The following is an 18,115-nucleotide window of genomic DNA, read 5'->3' as shown; positions in this document are numbered from 1 at the left end:
CGCTCTGGTAGAGCCGGCCGCTGGCCGGCTGCTGGTGGCGGCAGATCAGGAAGGTGTGCCGACCAACGGTCGGCACCCACCGGTAAAGCAGATGGTGAAACAGAAGCGCCGCCCCGGAGGGCGGCGCCGCAACCATCAGTTGCCGATGTGCTGCTTCAGCCAGGCATTGACGGTGTCATGCCACAGGATGCTGTTGTTCGGCTTCAGCACCCAGTGGTTTTCATCCGGGAAGTACAGGAACTTCGATTCGATGCCCTGGCGCTGGGCAGCGGTGAACGCGGCCAGGCCCTGCTCGACCGGGATGCGGAAGTCCTGCTGGCCGTGGATGACCAGGATCGGCTTCTTCCAGTCCGCCACGTGGTTGACCGGGTTGAACTTCTCGTAGTTCGCCGCCTTCTGGTACGGCGTACCGCCCTGCTCCCACTCGGTGAACCACAGTTCTTCGGTGGCGTAGCCCATCATGCGCTGGTCGAACACGCCGTCATGGTTGACCAGGCACTTGAACGGGCTGTTCCAGTTGCCGGCAATCCAGTTGACCATGAAGCCGCCGTAGCTGGCGCCCAGCGCACAGGCCTTGTCACCATTGAGGAAGGAATACTTCTTCAGCGCCGCATCCCAGCCCTTCTGCAGGTCTTCCAGCGGGCGGTCGCCCCAGTGCTGGCTGATCGCATCGGTGAACGCCTGGCCGTAGCCGGTGGAGCCGTGGAAGTCGATCATCACCACCGCATAGCCCTGGCCCGCGTAGGTCTGCGGATTCCAGCGGTAGCTCCAGCCATTGCCGAAGCTGCCCTGCGGGCCGCCGTGGATCAGGAACGCGACCGGGTACGACTTGCCTTCCTGGTAGTTGTGCGGCTTGACCACGTAGCCATGCACGGTGTCGTTGTTCCAGCCCTTGAACTCGAACTGTTCGTAGTCGCCGAAGCTGACATCCTTGAGCACCTCACCAGCGGCCGGGTTCAGCGCGCGCAGCTCGCCGATGGCTTCGCCCGCGGCCGGCAGCAAGCCAACCAGCACCTGGTCGTTGCTCTTCAGGCTGTTGCGGGTGATCGCCACGCTGTTGCCGGCCACATCGACCGAGGTCACGCTGCCGTCGCCGATCAGCTTGGTGGCCTTGCCGCTGGCCACGTCGATCTGGAACAGCGGGTGTTCGCCGAGGTCATCGGCAGTGGTGTAGATGCTGGCGCCGTCGGCGGACAGGGTGATGCCGCCAGCCGAACGATCCCACTGCGGGGCGATCTCGCGGGTCTTGCCACTGGCCAGGTCCATCGCCATCAGGCCGAAGCGGTCAGCCTCGAAGCCCGGGCGCTTCATCGCGCGGTAGAACAGGGTCTTGCCGTCGGCACTGAACACCGGGCCGGCATCCCAGGCCGGGTTGGAGGCGGTCAGGTTGACCGGCGCCTGCTTGCCCGCCGCGTCGAAGCGGTACAGGTCGAAGTTGGTCGACCACGGCTCCTGCTTGCCGGCCACGCGGATGCTGGCGACCACGCTGGCGCCATCCGGCGACCAGGCGAAATCATCATTGCCGCCGAACGGCTTGGACGGGGCATCACCGTCGATGGTGGCGCTCAGCGCGGAAGCGCCCTTGACCGGACCGGCCTTGGCTGCCGGCAGCGGCGCGACGAACAGGGTGTTGCGGCGGCCGTCGTTCCAGGTATCCCAGTGGCGCACGAACAGCGAATCGAAGACCTTGCCACTGGCCTTGGCGCCGGCGACGTCCTTGAGCTTCTTCTCGGTGCAGGTCAGGTCCGAGGCACAGGCCTGGAACACGCCGGCGCTGAACAGCACGCGGTCGTCCTGCGGCGACACGTGGTAGCTGTCCACGTCGACCGGGAAGTCGGTCAGCTGGCGCGGGGCGCCGCCGCTGAGCGGCTGCGCGTACAACTGCTGGCTGCCGCTCCTGGCGCTGAGGAAATACACGGTCTGGCCATCGGCCGACAGCGAAGCGGAATTGACGTTCCAGCCGGCCGGGGTGATCTGCTTCGGCGGTGCTGCATCGCGGGTACGCAGGTTGCGCGCGAACAGCGCGGTGGAGGCCTTCAGGTTGGCATCCACGCTGCGCTTGGCGAACACCACGGTGCCGCCGTCAGCGGTCAGTACCGGTGCGGAGACGCGGTCCATGGCCACCATGTCGCGGACTTCCAGGCCACGGGCAGCGGCGACGCTGGGCAGGGCGGCCAGCAGGCTCAGTGGCAGCAGGGCATGACGCAGTTTCATCGGGGTCTCCGCAGGACGGCAAAAAACCGATGGTAGGCCCGTGCGGCCGGGGCTGCCAAGGCCATCGGTCATGGCTGCCGGTGGGGCGCGGCCCCGCCGCCAGAAAAAGCAAACCGCGCCGTGGCGCGGTTTGTGGGGACACCGGGGTCGGATTCGATTCCGACGGAATCGGCTCTGACCCCAGACGCTGTCAACCCGGGGTCAGAGCCCTTCCCGGCGGGAAGGGATCCGACCCCATGCATCACGACCCCAACCCTTACGCCATGGCGCGCTTGCCGGTGCGGTAGATCAGCCAGCCGACCAGGAACAGCACGGCCAGGCCGATCCACTGTGCGCCCGGCAGGTGGAACGGCACGGCCAGCACGTCGGCGCGACTGCTCACCACGATCGGAATCGCGATGGCGATGCCCATCAGTGCCTCACCGGTGATCAGGCCGGCGGCGAACAGCACGCCCGGCTTGTGCACGCGGTCGCGACCTTCTTCGTCATCGGCACGCACCTTGTGGAAGCGCTCGACGAGGTAGGCGATCAGGCCGCCGAGGAAGATCGGCACCATCAGTTCCAGCGGCAGGTAGATGCCGATGGCGGCGGCCAGCACCGGCACGCGGAAGCGGGCGTTGCGCGACTTCAGCCAGCTGTCGAACGCGATGATGGCGGCACCGACCACGGCACCGATGCCGATGAAGGTCCACGGCAGTTCACCACCGAACAGGCCCTTGGCCACCGAGGCCATCAGGTTGGCCTGCGGCGCGGCCAGCGCGTTCGGGTGCAGCTCCGACTTCACGCCGATGCCGTAGGCGGTGGCCAGCAGGTTCAGCACCGGGGCCATGATCAGCGCGCACGAGAACGCACCGATGCCCAGCATCAGCTGCTGCTTCCACGGGGTGGCACCGACGATGTAACCGGCCTTGAGGTCCTGCAGGTTGTCACCGCCGACCGCTGCAGCACAGCACACCACCGCGCCGATCATGATCGCGGCCACCGCGCCCAGCGGCGCGCCGAAGGCGCCGACCGGCTGCAGGCCATCCTTGCCCAGCAGCACCACCAGCACGGCCGAAGCGAACAGGATGGTGGAGATGGTGATGCCCGAAACCGGGTTGTTGGACGAGCCGATCAGGCCAGCCAGGTAGGCCGAGACCGAAACGAACAGGAAGCCGGCGACGATCATGATGAGGGTCATCGGGATGGACACGTGCCACTGGCCGACGATGGCCTGGTACAGGGCCAGCAGCGGCAGCACGAACACCACCAGGGCGACCAGCATCCACTTCATCGGCAGGTCGCGCTCGGTGTGCGCCAGCACCGGGCCACCGCTCTTGCGGGCGGCGGCAAAGCCGCTCTTGACACCGTTGAGCAGCGACTTGCGCAGCGAGATCAGGGTCCAGATGCCACCGATCAGCATCGCACCGACGCCCAGGTAGCGCATCTTCGCGCCCCAGATGGCGAACGCTGCCTCGGTGGACGAGGCCGCGGCAACCGACGCGGCCAGTGCCGGATCGGTGTTCATGAAGAACGCCTGGTAGATCGGAATGGCGATGTGCCAGGTCAGGATCGAGCCGGACACCACCACGATGCCGACGTTGAGGCCGACGATGTAGCCCACGCCCAGCAGTGCCGGCGACAGGTTGGTGCCGATGAAGGCGGTGACCTTGGAACTGCCGACGTAGGCCGAGGTGGCCCAGGCATCGGGAATCAGGCGCATGCCGCTTTCCGCGGCCAGCTTGACGAAGGCACCGATCACCGCCGACAGGCCGAGGATCTTCAGGCCCGGGCCCGGGTTCTCACCGGCCTTGAGCACTTCGGCCGCAGCCTTGCCTTCCGGGAACGGCAGCGGGTCTTCGACAATCATCGAACGGCGCAGCGGCACCGAGAACAGCACGCCCAACAGGCCACCGAGGCCGGCGATGCCCAGCACCCACCAGTACTTGAAGTCCGGCCAGTAGCCCATGATCACCAGCGCCGGGATGGTGAAGATCACACCGGCGGCGATCGATGAACCGGCCGAGGCGCCGGTCTGCACGATGTTGTTCTCGAGGATGGAGCCACCGCCCAGCAGGCGCAGCACGCCCATGGAAATCACCGCGGCGGGAATGGCGGTGGCGATGGTCAGGCCTGCGAACAGACCGAGGTAGGCGTTTGCGGCCGACAGCACCACCGCCAGCACGATGGCCAGGGCCACTGCGCGGAAGGTGAGCTGCTTGGGCGCAGCGTCGTGGTTCATGGAAGCCCCTGCTGGCAAAAAATCCCTGCCAAGCTAGCGTTCAGGGCAGATCAAGTCCAGCGTGCCAAAGGATGGGGGCGTGTGCTGCGGCGCAATGGGCCGGCACGTGGACCGGCAATCGACCGACCCGGCAAAGTCCGGCTGGGCACGCCGCAAATGATATGTTATATCTTAATGATACCTTGTTGTTACTGCATCGCATGCCCCCTTCCCCCTCCCCCCGCCTGGCCTCCATCGACCAGCTGCGCGGCACCGTGATGCTGTTGATGCTGCTGGACCACGTGCGTGAGACCTTCTTCCTGCAGCACCAGGTGAGCGACCCGATGGACGCAGCGACGGTCTCCCCTGCGCTGTTCGCCTGCCGTCTGCTGGCCCACCTGTGCGCCCCCGTGTTCGTGCTGCTGACCGGGCTGTCGGCCTGGCTGTACGGCCAGCGCCAGGCGGATCCGCGCGGGGCCACAGCTGCGTTCCTGCTCAAGCGCGGGCTGTTCCTGGTGGTGCTGGAACTGACCCTGGTGAATTTCGCCTGGACCTTCCAGCTGCCGCCGGAAACGCTGTACCTGCAGGTGATCTGGGCCATCGGGCTGAGCATGATCGCGCTGGCCGGGCTGCTATGGCTGCCACGCCCGGCCCTGCTGATGCTGGCAATCGCGGTGGTGGCCGGGCACAACCTGTTCGACGGCCTTCGGGTGCAAGGAAACGGCCTGCTGGCGGTGCTGTGGAAAGTGCTGCACCAGCGCGACTGGATCGAGGCCGGCGCGCTGCGCCTGCGCACCTCCTATCCGGTACTGCCGTGGATCGGGGTGATTGCGCTGGGTTATCTGATGGGGCCCTGGTTCGGCCGCGCGCGCGCGCCGGAGCAGCGCCAGCGCTGGCTGCTGTGGGCAGGCGTCGGCGCGCTGGCCCTGTTCGCGCTGCTGCGGTTCGCCAACCAGTATGGGGATGCTCCCTGGTCGTACCAGACCACTACGCTGCGCACGTGGTTGAGCATCTTCAACGTCACCAAGTACCCGCCGTCATTGCAGTTCCTGTTGCTGACCCTGGGCGTGGGGCTGTTGCTGCTGCGCTTGTACGAATGGCCGCCCCTCGCGCGTGCGCTGCGCCCGCTGTCCGATATCGGCGCCGCGCCGATGTTCTTCTACCTGCTGCACCTGTACGTGCTGAAAGGGCTGTACCTGGCCGCGTTGGCGGCCTGGGGGCCGACCCATGGCGAACTGTATGCCCTGGATTCGGTCAGCGGCCTGCTGCTGGTGGCCTGTGCGCTGGCGGTGGTGCTGTACCCGCCGACGCGGGCCTTCGCGCGGTTCAAAGCGCGAAGGCGCGATCTGCCTTGGTTGCGATACCTGTGAGCGGTGGCCGCCGGGGGAGCGCCATCCCTGCATGGCGTGGATCCACCGGCGGCTGCCTGCCCAGGCCCAGAGGCCTATAATCGCGCCCTTTCCGCTGTCCCCGCCGTCGATGACCGTTGCCGCCTCTGCTTCCGACGACTTCCTGGGCCACCCCAAGGGCGTCTACGTCTGCTTCTTCACTGAAATGTGGGAGCGCTTCTCCTTCTACGGCATGAAGGCGCTGTTGCTGCTGTACCTGACCAAATACCACCTGTTCGGCGACAAGGCCGGCCTGGACCTGCTCGGTGCCTACGGTGGCCTGGTGTACTGCATCCCGGTGTTCGGCGGCATGCTGGCCGACCGCTGGCTGGGCATGCGCCGGGCAGTGCTGTTCGGCGGCATCCTGCTGGTACTCGGCCACCTCGGCATGGCCTTCGAGGGCCACGCCGCGTACCGGGTGAACGGCGAAGTGGTGCGCGACACCTCGGCGCTGGCGGTGACCTACCTGTCGCTGGCGCTGATCATCATGGGCGTCGGCTTCCTGAAGCCGAACATCTCCACCATTGTCGGCAAGCTGTACGCCAAGGACGACCCGCGTCGCGACTCGGGCTTTTCGCTGTTCTACGCCGGCATCAACCTCGGCGCGCTGTTCTCGTCCCTGGTGTGTGGCTTCCTCGGTGAGGCCTACGGCTGGAAGTACGGTTTCGGTGCGGCCGGCATCGGCATGCTGGCCGGCCTGGCGATGTTCCTGTGGGGCCAGAAGTACCTGCAGGGCCATGCCGAACCGCCGCAACCGGCGGCGCTGAAGCAGAAGGTGCTGGGCCTGCCACGCGAATGGCTCATCTATCTGTGCGCGGTGCTCGGCGTGCTGCCGGTGGCATGGCTGATGTGGGCCGCCGGCAACGGCGCGTTCGCGCTGGGCGGTGAAATCAGCCTGGCGCTGATGCTGATGCTGGTGGTGCTGGGCGGCGTGCTGGTCTGGTTCGCCTGGTTCACCGGCACGAAATGCACGCCGGTGCAGCGCCAGCAGATGATCGCGCTGATGGTGCTGATCTTCATGGCGCTGGTGTTCTTCACGATGTACGAGCAGTCCTACGGCTCGTGGGTGACCTTCACCGACCGCCTGCTGACCAAGGACATCGTGCCCTCGCTGGTGATCACCGGCGGCACGCCGCTGCCGTGGTCGATCCTCTCGCTGCTGCTGGCACCGCTCGGCTTCGTGGTCAGCGCGCGCCTGTCGGAACGGCGCCCGGGCTCGGCCGCGCCGCGCACGTTCTTCGCCGCCATCGTCGTACTGATGCTGGTGCTGCTGGTGCGCGACTGCCTGGTGATTCCGCAGACCGCCGGCTCGCTGACCTACCTCGGCGGCCTGTTCCTGGTGCTGCTCGCTCCGGCCTTCGCCGCGCTGTGGACGTGGATGGACCGCCGCGGCTGGGAACCGGGCAAGCCGGTGAAGTCGGCCTGGGGCCTGGTGATCGGCGCGCTGTCGTTCGTGCCGCTGGCGCTGGCCGCACAGCAGGTGGGCGCCACCGGCGAGATGGCCAGCGTGTGGTGGCTGGTGCTGGCCTACTTCCTGCTGGCCAGCGGCGAGATGTGCCTCTCGCCGGTCGGCCTGTCGGCGGTGACCCAGCTGGCCGTGCCGCGGGTGATGAGCCTGATGATGGGCACCTGGTTCCTGGCCACCGCATTCTCGGAAACGCTGGCCGCGCTGTTCGGCAAGCTGGCCGCGATCGAGGTGCCGGAAGGCGAATCGCTGGACATGGTGGCTGCCGCAGGTGCCTACGCGCACCTGTTCTGGCTGCTGATGTGGATCGGCCTGGGTTGCGCGTTGGCGGCCTTCATCGCCGCGCCGCTGCTGAAGAAGATGATGCACGGGGTGAAGTAAGTCCCGCGTGCCGAAGACCAGGGCGGCGGAAAATTCATCCGCCGCCCTGTCAGCTCAGGGCGCCTTGTCCTTGCCGGCCACGGGCGCGGTCGTCGCGGTCTTGCCCCCCAGGCTGCGCGCCAGGAACGCCAGCAGCTTGTCGTAGTACTCGCTGCGATGCGCCTCGGTGTAGAAGCCGTGGCCTTCGGTCTTGTAGTACAGGCTTTCCACCGGTGTGCCGGCGCGCTTGAGCGCCGCTTCCATGCGCTCGGTATGCTGGATCGGCGCACGCTTGTCTTCGCCACCGGCGGCGAGGAACACCGGCACCTTGATCCGTTCGGCCAGGTTCACCGGCGACACCGCGCCCAGCTTGGCCGGATCACCCAGCCATTCGCGCAGGTAGGTCACGCCTGAGCCGCGGTCCTGGATATCGCCACGGGTGTACATCATCGGCAGGTCGTAGACCCCCACATAGCCGGCCGCGCACTGATACAGCCCGGGTTCGCGGGCCGCCCCCATCATCGCCGAGTAGGCCCCGTAGCTGGCGCCATAGATGCAGATGCGACGAGCATCGGCGATGCCTTCGCTGATTGCCCAGCGGGTGGCATCGGTGACATCGTCCTGCATCGCCGCGCCCCACTGCTGCGCACCGGCCTGGGTGTGGGCCCGGCCGTAATTGCCCGACCCACGGAAGTTGACCTGCAGCACCGCATACCCGGCGGCGGCCAGCATCTGGGTTTCGCGGTCGTACTGGCCGGAATCGAAGATGTCGAACGGCCCGCCATGCGGCATCACCACCATCGGCAGGTTGCGGCCGTTGCTGCCGGCCGGCAGGGTCAGGAAGCCATGCAACGGCAGCCCGTCCCGCGCCTTCAGTGCAATCGGCTTCACGCTGGCACTGCGGTCCACGTCAATCCAGTCGCTGCGGCTGATCAGGTGGTCAGCCTTGCGCGCCACCGTGTCGTAGACGTAGAAATCGCCCGGGTTCGAGCCCGACCAGGTTTCCACCAGCACAACACGGCCATCGCGGGTGCTGGAGGTGATGTAGACCGGCCCTCCGAAGGCGGCTTCCAGGCTGCGGTACAGGCGCGCCTCCGGCGACTTCTCGTCGAAGAACCGGGTACGCGGCGTGTCGCCCAGATAGAGCGCGCCCACCGGCACGTGGGTGCCGGGCCGATGGATGATGCGATACGGATTGACCACCTCGTCGCGCAGCAGCGTGGCACGCTCGCCGGTCTGCGGGTTCCAGCTGACGATCGCGTCCGGGCCCTGGGTCTGCTCGACGTTGAGGTAGGCCAGGCTGTCATCGGCCGAGAAGCCGAGGGCGGTTTCGATGCGCTTGCTGACGGCCTCGTCGTTGATCAGCTTCCAGCTGTCGCCACTGCGTTCGCGGAAGTACAGCTTGTTGATGTTGTCGCTGCCCGAGCCATGCACGAAGCGCACTTCGCCGGCGCCGTCGGTGGTGAACTCGCCGCGCCGTACCGGCGAGGACGCCACCCGCGAGCGACGACCCGTAGTCACATCCATGCGATCTACGCGGGTGTACGGATCCTCGGCCAGCGGCCATACGGTCACCAGCACGTTGCGCTCGTCGCCCGGCAGGTCGTCGGCCAGGAAGGCGGCCACTGCTTCGACCTTCTTCGGCTGGATGCGGGTCCCCGGGCCCTTGCTTTCGACGCGATAGCCGACCAGCAGTTCGCCGCGGTTGCCGTTGGCGTCGATGGCATAGAGTTCGCCGGTGGGATTGGGTTGGTCGAGCGAGCCCCACTTCTGGGCCAGGCCGATCAACAGGCGCTCGTTGCTGACCCAATCGAATTCCTGCGCGTGGTTGCGGCTGGGCGGCCAGAAACTGCCGACCACCTCCTTGTCCTTCAGGCGCAGGATCGCGATCGCGGTGCTGTCCTCCCTCGGCACCGTTGCCGCTACGTACTCGCCCCCCGGCGAGATCTTGATGTCGGTGAAGGTCTCCCGGCGCAGGTACTGCGTCAGCTCCACCGCCCCCGCGCTGCCTGCGGCAACGCCCCCGATGACGGCCAGTGCGGCCGCCAGAATCGTCCTGTGCATCCTTCCCCTGCTCCTGTGGACACCTTGTCCTGGTCTCCGATTCTAGGCAGGGCAATGGGTTTCCCGCCAGAGCCGGAAAAGACGACGGCACCGTTGCCGGTGCCGTCGTTGCCACTACCTTGGAGAGAGAGTCAGGACGTGGGTTCGGGGGGCGTGCGCCGGGTCAGTGGACTCCGCGCACCGCCAACATGAGGGCCAGGATGCTGAGGATCACGGCGATGGTGCCGTCGAGCACGCGCCAGGTGCTGGGCTTGGTGAACAGCGGCGCCAGCAGGCGTGCACCGAGGCCCTGCGCGGTCAGCCACAGGCAGCTGGCCGTGACCACGCCCGCAGCGAAGGCCATGCGGGCGTTGCCGAAGTTCTCGGCGATGGAGCCGATCACCATCATGTCCAGCCAGAAGTGCGGGTTGATCAGCGAGAAGCCGACCGCGGCCATCAGCACCGCGCGGCGGCTGCCGTCGTCGCTGTCGGCCTCGCCCATGCCACCGCCGCCGGCGATCGCACGGCGTGCCGACTTCATCGCATACCAGGCCAGGAACGCGACACCGGTCCACAGCACGGCGGTGGTCAGCCACGGCAGCGCTGAAGTGAGCGTGCGCAGGCCGGCCACGCTGGCAAAGATGAAGATGGCATCGATGGCCGCGCAGGTGGCGACCACCGGCACGATGTGCTTGCGCAGGATGCCCTGGCGCAGAATGAAGGCGCTCTGGGCCCCGACCACGGCGAACAGGCCGATGCCGGTGGCTGCACCAGAGAACCAGGCACCGAGGCCGGTGCTGGCGGAGATGACCGAGAACATGGGATTCACTGCCTTGTATTGCTTGGGGGACGGTACCTCGCGAAGGCGGACAGCACCGGAACGGGCGCCATTGTCGCGCCGCAACATGGAAAAGACGAGCTAAACTTCCTAAACCAACATTAGCGGAGCTTAATTCGATGCGCATCGATCACGCCCAGCTGCGCGCCCTGGCCGCGGTGATCCGCGAAGGCAGCTTCGACCGCGCCGCGCAATCGCTGAATGTCACGCCCTCGGCCATCTCGCAGCGGGTCAAGGCACTGGAGGACCGGATCGGCCGCCTGCTGGTCAAGCGTGGCACCCCGGCCACCGCGACCGCCGAAGGCCAGCTGCTGGTGCAGCTGGCCGAGCAGACCGCCCTGCTGGAACACGATGCGCTGCACCGCATGGGCCTGGCGGATGAGGACCTGCCCCAGGCCAGCATCCCGGTGGCAGTGAACCACGACAGCCTGGAAACCTGGTTCCCGCAGGCCGCGGCGCAGTTCGCGCAGGGCACCGGGACCACCCTGGACCTGCGCGTGGAGGACCAGGACCACACCGCCGAACTGCTGCGCCAGGGCACGGTGCTGGGTGCGGTGACCACGCTGGACGAGCCGGTGCAGGGCTGCCAGATCCACGCGCTGGGCAGCATCCGTTACGCGGCGACCTGCACCCCCGAGTTCCGCGAACGCTACTTCGCCAAGGGCGTGACCGCGCAGGCACTGGCGCAGGCACCGGTTCTGGTGTTCAACCGCAAGGACGACATGCAGTCGCGCTTTGCCCGGCGCATGGCCGGCGATGACCTGCCCAGCACCGCACCGACCTGGTGGATTCCCTCCACCCGCGCCTTTGTGCAGGCCAACCTGGGCGGCATGGGCTGGACGATGAATCCGCTGCCGCTGGTCAAGCGGCACCTGGACGCCGGCCGCCTGGTCTACGTACGCCAGCGCGCGTGGGAAGACGTGCCGCTGTACTGGCAGCACTGGAAGGGCGACGTGCAGACCATGGCCCTGCTGACCCGCGCCGTGCTGGATGCATCCTCGGCATTGATCCGGCGCAAGCGCTGACGCACAGCGCAAAAAGGGGACGGAGGGGATTAAGTCGCTTAAGGCCAATACGACATCCAAGGCAAATACGGCTTAATCCCCTCCGTCCCCTTTTTCGGGGCTCCATCGGATCTCCATCAAGCCTACACACCGGGTCCATGCGCGATGCGGATACTGGCGGGCCGACCATTACAAGGATGTCCGGCATGCCCGTGTACCTGCGCGATGCCCGCCCCGAGGATGCCGCTGCCTGCGTCGACCTGCGTGGGCGCACCCGCGAGAACGCCTTCAGCGCCGAGCAGCTGGCCCAGCTGGGCATCACTGTGGACAGCTGGGCGGCCGGCATCGCCCAAGGCGATTCGATCGGCCGCGTCGCCTGGGAGGGCGAGCGCATGGCCGGCTACTGCTTCGCCGACCGCGACAGCGGCGAGGTGCTGGTGCTGGCCCTGCTGCCGGACTACGAGGGCCGCGGCATCGGCCGCCAGCTGCTGCAGGAAGTGGTCAGCCTGACCCGCGATGCCGGCCACCGGCGGCTGTTCCTGGCCTGCTCGGCCGACCCGCGTTCGCGCTCGCACGGCTTCTACCGCCGCCTGGGCTGGCGCCCGACCGGCGGGGTCGATGAGGCTGGCGACGAGATCCTTGAGCTGGTCTGATCCCACCGTCGCCGGGCATCGCCTGCCGCCCATGTGGCAGCACCGCGAAACGTCGGATGCTGCGTTGCATCAAAAAAGGACCGGATCCGGTTAGAATCACCGGTGGATGATGCAAGGCGTTGTTTCTTCACGCCCTTTCCCTGCCCCACGCGCATCCTGACCTCTTCCCCTCCGCCAACGATCCCGCCCCCATGAAGAAATTTGGCAAGGCTCTTCTCGCCCTGCTCGTGCTGCTGTTGCTGGCCGCCGCGCTGTTCCTGTACTGGCCGCTGACCCAGCGCTCGGTGCCCGCCGCCAGCAACGACAAGCCCGTCGATGTTGTGCTGGTCGGCGCCGGCATCATGAGCATCACCCTGGCCACCTACCTGCAGGAACTGCAGCCGGACTGGAACATCCAGGTCTACGAACGCCTCGACGGCGTCGCCGGTGAAAGCTCCGATGGCTGGAACAACGCCGGCACCGGCCACTCGGCGTTCGCCGAACTGAACTACACCCCGGAACTGCCCGACGGCAGCATCGAGACCAAGCGCGCGGTCGGCATCGCCGAATCGTTCGAGGTCTCGCGCCAGTTCTGGTCGCACCAGGTGAAGGAGGGCCGGCTGAGCCAGCCCAGCGACTTCATCAACCCGACCCCGCACATGAGCTTCGTCTGGGGCGATGACAACATCGCCTACCTGCACAAGCGCCAGCAGGCCCTGGTCAAGAACCCGCTGTTCTACGGCATGCAGTACTCCGAGGATCCGGCCCAGATCAAGCAGTGGGCCCCGCTGCTGATGGAAGGCCGTGACCCGAAGCAGAAGGTTGCCGCAACCTGGATGCCGCTGGGCACCGACGTCAACTTCGGCGTGATCACCCGCCAGCTGACCGCCGGCCTGCAGCGCAGCCCGAACTTCAGCCTGCACCTGAACCATGAAGTGAGCGCGCTGCGGCAGAACGCCGACAAGAGCTGGAACGTGACGGTGAAGGACCTCAAGGCCGGCACCGAATCCACCACCCACGCCCGCTTCGTGTTCATCGGTGCCGGTGGCGCCGCACTGAAGCTGCTGCAGATGTCGGGCATTCCGGAATCGAAGGACTACGCCGGCTTCCCGGTCGGCGGCCAGTTCCTCGCTTTCCAGGGCCAGGACGTGACCTCGCGCCATGGGGTGAAGGCTTACGGCATGGCTGAGACCGGCTCGCCGCCGATGTCGGTGCCGCACCTGGATGCGCGCAAGCTGGACGGCAAGCCGGTGGTCCTGTTCGGGCCGTTCGCGCTGTACAGCACCAAGTTCCTCAAGCACGGCTCGTGGTGGGACCTTTACTCGTCGGTGAACCACAACAACGTCGGCCCGATGCTGGAAGTGGGCAAGGACAACCTGGACCTGGTGCAGTACCTGATGGGACAGGCGCGCCTGAACGATGCCGACCGCCAGGCCGAACTGGTCAAGTACTTCCCCAATGCCAAGCCGGGTGACTGGAAGCTGGTCACCGCCGGCCAGCGCGTGCAGATCATCAAGCGCGATCCGCTGAAGGGCCCGGTGCTGCAGTTCGGTACCGAGATCGTGACCGACAAGGACCACACCCTCGCCGCCCTGCTCGGCGCGTCGCCGGGCGCGTCGACCTCGCCGCCGATCATGCTTGACCTGATGGCCAAGGCCTTCCCGGAGCAGATGAAGGCCGGCTGGGAAACCCGCCTGCGCGAGATCGTGCCGTCGTACGGGCGCAAGCTCAACGACAGCGCCGCGCTGGTCAACGAGATCCGCACGCTGACCAGCCAGACCCTGCAGCTGCCCTACCTGGAGGTGCCGGTGGACGCGAACGCGGCATCGCCCGCTCCGGCGGCGGTTCCGGCGCCGGCCAAGGAAAAGCGCAACGCCAACGAGGAACTGCAGGCGCTGTAAGCCCGCAGGTTCCTTTCGATGCAGACGGACGGCCACCTTCGGGTGGCCGTTTGCGTTTGTGCAGGCTACGCCTGTAGAGCCGAGCCCATGCTCGGCTCCGGCAAAAAGCAGCCGAGCATCGCTCGGCTCTACAGAAAGCGATGCCCCGTGCCGGGAACCCTGCGCACAATGACGCGAATTGTAATGTTGTTAAGAATTATTTACATTTGCGTCCTGCGCAGTGACCGCGCCTCGCCCCCAGACGGACCTGACCGTGCCCGAAGCCGCCGCCCCGGGTGCTGGACGACTGTTGCCGCCCCTCCCCGCCTCCACGCTTCGAGCCCACCATGTGCCTGACCTTCGATAACCGCCTGCCCCGCCGCGCGCTGCTGCCGGCCGCCCTGCTCTCGTCGTTGACCCTGCTGGCCACGCCCAGCGCGTTCGCCGCCACTGATGGCGCAGCCGACGCCAAGACCCTGGACCGGGTGAGCGTGCGTGCCGAACAGTCGGCGCCGCCGGCCAGTACCACGCGCCTGCCGATCACCCTGCAGGAAACCCCGCAGTCGGCCACCGCGATCAGCCTGCAGCGCCTGCAGGACGAATCGCTGTTCAGCATCAACGATGTGATGCGCAACGTGACCGGCGTCAGCGTGTCCTTCTATGACACGCAACGCCCGCTGTACTACGCGCGCGGCTTCGCCATCACCGACTTCCAGGTCGACGGCATTCCCACCTACAGCGGCTCGACCAACCAGGAGTACGACACCGCCTTCTACGACCGCATCGAAGTGATCCGCGGTGCCAACGGCCTGCTCAGCGGCGCCGGCGTGCCGTCGGCCACGGTCAACCTGCTGCGCAAGCGCCCCGGCAAGGAATTCGACGCGTCGTTCGCGGTCAGCGCCGGTAGCTGGGACTACCGCCGCATGGAAGCCGACGTAACCGCGCCGCTGACCGCCGACGGCCGCTTCCGCAGCCGCGTGGTCGCCGCCTACACCGATCGTGGCCTGTATTACGACCGCTACAAGGAAAACAAGATGGCCGGCATGGCGGTGCTGGAAGGCGATGTCACCGACAGCACCACGGTTACCGTCGGCTACCAGACCCAGGACAACAACCCGACCGGTTCGACCTGGGGCACCGTGGCGTTCTTCGACAACCAGGGCAACTTCGCCCATCTGGCGCGCTCGACCAACCTGTCGCCGAAGTGGAGCTACTGGAAGCGCGAAAGCAATACCGCCTTCGCCAACCTGGAACAGCGTTTCGGCGACCACTGGCTGCTGAAGATCAACACCGCCTACACCCGCGGCAACGTGCAGAACGTGCGCCTGTACGGCACCGGCAACCCGGACCCGGTGACCGGCGCGGGCATCTACCTGCGCGCGGCCGCCGGTGATTCGAAGGACACCCGCCGCAATGTCGATGCCTACCTGACCGGCAGCTTCCCGCTGTTCGGCCGCGACCACGACCTCACCGTCGGCGCGCAGTGGTCGGACCTGGAAGGCACCACCAATACCGTGGCGCTGAACTTCCCGGGCGACTGGGCGACCTGCGGGCGTGAGCGCTGCTACTACATCCCCAACGTGTTCAACTGGAACGGCGACATCTCCGAAGTGACCTACACCCGCACCGGCGCACGCCGCGTGGCCAAGACCACGCAGAGCGGCGTCTACCTGGCCACCCGCCTGCGCCTGGCCGAGCCGCTGTCGCTGATTGCCGGTGCGCGCCTGAGCCGCTGGGAAACGCTCAGCCGCTCGTACAACGCTGCCGGCGCCTATACCGGCACCAGCGGTGCATACAAGGTGAGCGATGAGGTCACTCCGTACGTGGGCCTGGTCTACGAGATCACCCCGAACGTGTCGGCCTATGCCAGCTACACCGAGATCTTCAATCCGCAAAACTACAAGGACCGCAACGAGAACCTGCTGGCACCGGTGCAGGGCTCGAACCTGGAAGCGGGCATCAAGACGCAGTGGTTCGATGGCCGCCTGACCGCCAATGCGGCGGTGTTCGAGGCCAAGCAGGACAACTACGCGGTGCGTGACATGAGCGTGCCGGAAGGTACGCTGAGCGACGGCAGCTCGGCCTATATCGGCATCAACGGCACCAAGGCGCGCGGTTGGGAGATGGACGTCAACGGCGAGATCCTGCCGGGCTGGACGGTCAATGCCGGCTACACCCGCGTCAAGGTGACCCGCGCCGCCACCGACCTGCTGTACGCCAATCCGCCCAAGGACCTGCTGCAGCTCAACACCCAGCTGCAGCTGCGTGGCGCACTGGAGCGACTGAGCATCGGCGGTGGTCTGCAGTGGCAGAGCCGGGTGCAGGGCTACAACATCGCCTACCCGCTCGGCGGCACGGTGACGGTGAACCAGCCGGCGTATTCGCTGGTGCAGTTCAACGCCAACTACCGCATCAGCGACAACTGGACCGCCACGCTGAGCGTGCGCAACGCGCTGGACAAGACCTACTGGGCCAACCTGGACTACAACAACTTCGGCGAGCCGCGCTTCGTGTCGGCCAGCCTGCGCTGGAAATTCTGAGGCAGGCGGGGTTGCCGGGCTATGCCCGGCACCTTGTAGCGTCGAGCCATGCTCGACTGCTTTTCGATCAGGCGTCGCGGCTGTGGAACGAAGGGCAGTCGAGCATGGCTCGACGCTACAGGGACCTCAATCGCCGCAGCTGCCGCCGTCCCCCCCACCACCATCACTGCTGCAGTCGGAGCTGCTGTAGCTGTGATGGCTGTGGCTGTCACCGGAATAGCCAACGGAGGTGTCATGGCTTGCACCGCCATCCCCCCGGCTGCCTGAGCCATCGGCCGTGGCCACTGCCAGGCACAGGATGGCGCCGACCAGCGGCAGCAGCCAGACCAGCAGCAGCTGCACCGCGCGGCCACCCGCCGACAGGCCATCACGCCTGACGATCACCACGGTAGCCGCCACGTTCAGGCCCAGCACCAGCAGGACCAGCAGAAGGGCAACGATCAACATTCGGCGGCTCCATGCCTGGACTGGAGGGCATTATGGGCCTGCCAGCCCGGCAATGGCCCTGCCCGTCATGAAGATGGGACAATGCAGGGCGCGCCGGCCTGCTTCCAGGCCGCCGGCGCCCCCCGCACCACACGGAAGAAGAAGAACAACAACATGCTGAAAGTCATTTTCGATACCGACCCGGGCGTCGACGACGCCCTGGCCCTGCTGTACCTGCACAAGCACGCCCAGATTGACCTGATCGGCGTCACCACCACCTTCGGCAATGCCTCGGTGGAGTCGACCACGCACAACGCGCTGTACCTGAAGCAGGCCTGGGGCTTCGCCGCCCCGGTCGCGCGCGGTGCCGGTGGCCCGCTGCAGCCGGAAGCCACCCCGGAAGCCTGGCCGGTGCACATCCACGGCCACAACGGCCTGGGCAACCACCCGGTGCCGACCGAACTGGACGTGGCCGCCGACGCGCGCCCCGCTCACCAGCTGATCATCGACCTGGTCCGCGCCCATCCGGGCGAAGTGACCCTGGTCGCGGTCGGCCGCATGACCAACCTCGCGCTGGCCCTGCAGCAGGCCCCGGACATCGCCGGCCTGGTGCGCGGCGTGGTGATCATGGGCGGCGCGTTCCACGTCAACGGCAACATCACCCCGGCCGCCGAGGCCAACATCTGGGGCGATGCCGAAGCGGCCGACGTGGTGTTCACCGCCAGCTGGCCGGTCACCGCCATCGGCCTGGACGTGACCACCCGCGTGGAAATGGACCGTGACGGTCTGGACAAGCTGGCCGCCATCGGCGGTGCCGATGCCGAACTGGTGCGTGCGCTGTCGCAGGATTACGTGGACTTCTACCTGCAGGCCGGCCACAAGGGCATGGTCGTGCACGACTGCTGCGCCTGCATCGCGCTGACCCGTCCGGAGCTGTTCCAGTTCGAGCGCGCCAGCGTGCGCGTGGCCACCGACGGTGTTGCCCGCGGCATGACCATCCCCAAGCCGGAAGGCCTGGCGTTCGGTCCCAGCGTGTGGGACGGCCACGTGGTGCAGTCGATCGCCATCGGCGTGGATGCGGCCGCGGTACTGGCCGACATCGAGCAGACCCTCAAGGTCTGACCC

Annotated in this window: 12 protein-coding genes; 7 read left to right on the top strand and 5 right to left on the bottom strand. The window is 67.0% G+C overall.

The features are described from left to right. Positions 1-135: 135 nt before the first annotated feature. On the bottom strand, positions 136-2,214 hold the full coding sequence (locus AC5P7F_RS07990) for a S9 family peptidase (protein ID WP_495204146.1): 2,079 nt from the start codon (positions 2,212-2,214) through the stop codon (positions 136-138). Between the two features lie 256 nt (positions 2,215-2,470). Beyond that, the gene (locus AC5P7F_RS07985) at positions 2,471-4,435 is read right to left on the bottom strand and encodes an OPT family oligopeptide transporter (protein ID WP_014646348.1); all 1,965 of its coding nucleotides are present in this window, start codon (positions 4,433-4,435) and stop codon (positions 2,471-2,473) included. A gap of 200 nt (positions 4,436-4,635) precedes the next feature. Here AC5P7F_RS07985 and AC5P7F_RS07980 point away from each other — a divergent pair, with 200 nt between their 5' ends. Beyond that, a complete protein-coding gene (locus AC5P7F_RS07980) occupies positions 4,636-5,784 on the top strand; it encodes an acetyltransferase domain-containing protein (protein WP_111205854.1) in 1,149 nt (382 codons plus the stop codon). 109 nt (positions 5,785-5,893) lie between these two features. Beyond that, positions 5,894-7,648: a peptide MFS transporter gene (locus tag AC5P7F_RS07975; protein WP_014646346.1), complete on the top strand. Its 1,755-nt coding sequence runs from the start codon at positions 5,894-5,896 to the stop codon at positions 7,646-7,648. Between the two features lie 54 nt (positions 7,649-7,702). Here AC5P7F_RS07975 and AC5P7F_RS07970 read toward each other — a convergent pair whose 3' ends face one another. After that, a complete protein-coding gene (locus tag AC5P7F_RS07970; RefSeq protein WP_134966952.1) occupies positions 7,703-9,691 on the bottom strand; it encodes an alpha/beta hydrolase family protein in 1,989 nt (662 codons plus the stop codon). A gap of 163 nt (positions 9,692-9,854) precedes the next feature. Further along, entirely contained in the window at positions 9,855-10,490 is a 636-nt protein-coding gene (locus tag AC5P7F_RS07965) for a LysE/ArgO family amino acid transporter (protein WP_005415673.1), read from the bottom strand. A gap of 137 nt (positions 10,491-10,627) precedes the next feature. Between AC5P7F_RS07965 and AC5P7F_RS07960 the strand changes: the two genes are divergently transcribed. The 4 genes from AC5P7F_RS07960 to AC5P7F_RS07945 all read left to right on the top strand — a co-directional run bounded on the left by AC5P7F_RS07960 (position 10,628) and on the right by AC5P7F_RS07945 (position 16,564). Next, positions 10,628-11,533, top strand: a complete 906-nt coding sequence (locus AC5P7F_RS07960; protein ID WP_164077053.1) for an ArgP/LysG family DNA-binding transcriptional regulator — start codon at positions 10,628-10,630, stop codon at positions 11,531-11,533. A gap of 185 nt (positions 11,534-11,718) precedes the next feature. After that, positions 11,719-12,165, top strand: a complete 447-nt coding sequence (locus tag AC5P7F_RS07955) for a GNAT family N-acetyltransferase (protein WP_075076126.1) — start codon at positions 11,719-11,721, stop codon at positions 12,163-12,165. 191 nt (positions 12,166-12,356) lie between these two features. Then, positions 12,357-14,045 carry a malate dehydrogenase (quinone) gene (gene mqo, locus AC5P7F_RS07950; RefSeq protein ID WP_164077052.1) on the top strand — a complete coding sequence of 563 codons (1,689 nt, stop codon included), beginning with the start codon at positions 12,357-12,359 and terminating at the stop codon, positions 14,043-14,045. A 326-nt stretch (positions 14,046-14,371) separates the two neighbouring features. Continuing rightward, on the top strand, positions 14,372-16,564 hold the full coding sequence (locus AC5P7F_RS07945) for a TonB-dependent siderophore receptor (RefSeq protein ID WP_049406405.1): 2,193 nt from the start codon (positions 14,372-14,374) through the stop codon (positions 16,562-16,564). A gap of 126 nt (positions 16,565-16,690) precedes the next feature. Here AC5P7F_RS07945 and AC5P7F_RS07940 read toward each other — a convergent pair whose 3' ends face one another. Further along, entirely contained in the window at positions 16,691-17,011 is a 321-nt protein-coding gene (locus tag AC5P7F_RS07940) for a hypothetical protein (RefSeq protein ID WP_032960776.1), read from the bottom strand. A 153-nt stretch (positions 17,012-17,164) separates the two neighbouring features. On the opposite strand from AC5P7F_RS07940, the gene AC5P7F_RS07935 reads away from it, so the two are divergent. Then, entirely contained in the window at positions 17,165-18,112 is a 948-nt protein-coding gene (locus tag AC5P7F_RS07935) for a nucleoside hydrolase (protein ID WP_049441242.1), read from the top strand. Positions 18,113-18,115: the final 3 nt, after the last annotated feature.

This window comes from Stenotrophomonas sp. YJH_SMC_105-26 (genome assembly GCF_059368915.1).
The sequence above is the reverse complement of the archived record's forward strand: the minus strand, read 5'-3'. Positions and strand labels throughout refer to the sequence as shown.

What these genes read in the sequence shown, in the direction of transcription:
- AC5P7F_RS07990 (WP_495204146.1), bottom strand. Translation starts at nt 2,214, where the DNA reads ATGAAACTGCGTCATGCCCTGCTGCCACTGAGCCTGCTGGCCGCCCTG.
- AC5P7F_RS07985 (WP_014646348.1), bottom strand. Translation starts at nt 4,435, where the DNA reads ATGAACCACGACGCTGCGCCCAAGCAGCTCACCTTCCGCGCAGTGGCC.
- AC5P7F_RS07980 (WP_111205854.1), top strand. Translation starts at nt 4,636, where the DNA reads ATGCCCCCTTCCCCCTCCCCCCGCCTGGCCTCCATCGACCAGCTGCGC.
- AC5P7F_RS07975 (WP_014646346.1), top strand. Translation starts at nt 5,894, where the DNA reads ATGACCGTTGCCGCCTCTGCTTCCGACGACTTCCTGGGCCACCCCAAG.
- AC5P7F_RS07970 (WP_134966952.1), bottom strand. Translation starts at nt 9,691, where the DNA reads ATGCACAGGACGATTCTGGCGGCCGCACTGGCCGTCATCGGGGGCGTT.
- AC5P7F_RS07965 (WP_005415673.1), bottom strand. Translation starts at nt 10,490, where the DNA reads ATGTTCTCGGTCATCTCCGCCAGCACCGGCCTCGGTGCCTGGTTCTCT.
- AC5P7F_RS07960 (WP_164077053.1), top strand. Translation starts at nt 10,628, where the DNA reads ATGCGCATCGATCACGCCCAGCTGCGCGCCCTGGCCGCGGTGATCCGC.
- AC5P7F_RS07955 (WP_075076126.1), top strand. Translation starts at nt 11,719, where the DNA reads ATGCCCGTGTACCTGCGCGATGCCCGCCCCGAGGATGCCGCTGCCTGC.
- mqo (WP_164077052.1), top strand. Translation starts at nt 12,357, where the DNA reads ATGAAGAAATTTGGCAAGGCTCTTCTCGCCCTGCTCGTGCTGCTGTTG.
- AC5P7F_RS07945 (WP_049406405.1), top strand. Translation starts at nt 14,372, where the DNA reads ATGTGCCTGACCTTCGATAACCGCCTGCCCCGCCGCGCGCTGCTGCCG.
- AC5P7F_RS07940 (WP_032960776.1), bottom strand. Translation starts at nt 17,011, where the DNA reads ATGTTGATCGTTGCCCTTCTGCTGGTCCTGCTGGTGCTGGGCCTGAAC.
- AC5P7F_RS07935 (WP_049441242.1), top strand. Translation starts at nt 17,165, where the DNA reads ATGCTGAAAGTCATTTTCGATACCGACCCGGGCGTCGACGACGCCCTG.